Source organism: Filifactor villosus (assembly GCF_042652965.1).
Taxonomy (GTDB): Bacteria; Bacillota; Clostridia; order Peptostreptococcales; family Filifactoraceae; genus Filifactor; species Filifactor villosus.
Genome location: NZ_JBHSHL010000068.1, coordinates 1 through 713, shown reverse-complemented (window position 1 = coordinate 713; position 713 = coordinate 1). Strand labels below are relative to the sequence as shown.

Below are 713 nucleotides of genomic sequence, written 5' to 3'. Positions count from 1 at the left end.
AGGGGAGTTGCAATATTGGCTACAAAGAGAAGTTAAGTGTAGATAACTTTGAAAAGCTTAGACAGGTGGCAGGATCGATCGTGGACGCAAAAGCAAAGATCACGATGGAGCCGAAGGTGGAATTTACGGACAAGAAGTTCCAGGCTGCTTTGATCGCGCTTTATAAAGGCGAATACAAGGAGCACGATCTCCCGGGTCTGCTCCGCGGGCTTGGGCTGGATGAGTCGGAGATCAAGGCGGTGCTGAAGAAGTTAAAAGGAGATTACTTTAAGGATAAAGCACTTCTGGAATCATTCGGAGCGAACGACGACGAACTGGAAGAGGAGCTCGATATGATCAAGGAACATCTCAACTACGAGCTTGTTTCGAGGTATTTTGATCTTGAAAATATCAACATCGAAGACATCCGCAAGGCGATCTTCGTGGAAGACAGTTTGGCAGTGGGATATAAGTTTAAGGAGTAGCAGGATATGAAGTTGTTTCTTGAGTTAGAAATTGATTTAGAAAAATCAGGGATCGATGATTTGTATTTGGCAGAAAATGAGCAGGAGATCGTGGAGGGTCTTCTGCTCCATGGATATGAGGAGGAAGCGTTACATATCAGACTTCTTTCTTATGAGTACACAGGTAAAGGAAGGAGAGAAGAATGAACCTGGAACGATATTCTGAAGAGGATAAGAGGGTTATTGAACAATATTTCGAATGTCTTCGAG

Annotated in this window: 2 protein-coding genes; both read left to right on the top strand. The window is 43.8% G+C overall.

All coding sequences use genetic code 11. The annotated features are described in order from the left end of the window. A partial coding sequence (locus tag ACFO4R_RS11945; protein ID WP_379789452.1) for a hypothetical protein occupies positions 1-464 on the top strand: 464 nt, incomplete at its 5' end. A 6-nt stretch (positions 465-470) separates the two neighbouring features. Next, the gene (locus ACFO4R_RS11940; protein ID WP_379789450.1) at positions 471-650 is read left to right on the top strand and encodes a hypothetical protein; all 180 of its coding nucleotides are present in this window, start codon (positions 471-473) and stop codon (positions 648-650) included. Positions 651-713 lie beyond the last annotated feature (63 nt).

Excerpts from the sequence above, each read along its gene's own strand:
- ACFO4R_RS11940 (WP_379789450.1), top strand. The coding sequence starts at position 471 with ATGAAGTTGTTTCTTGAGTTAGAAATTGATTTAGAAAAATCAGGGATC.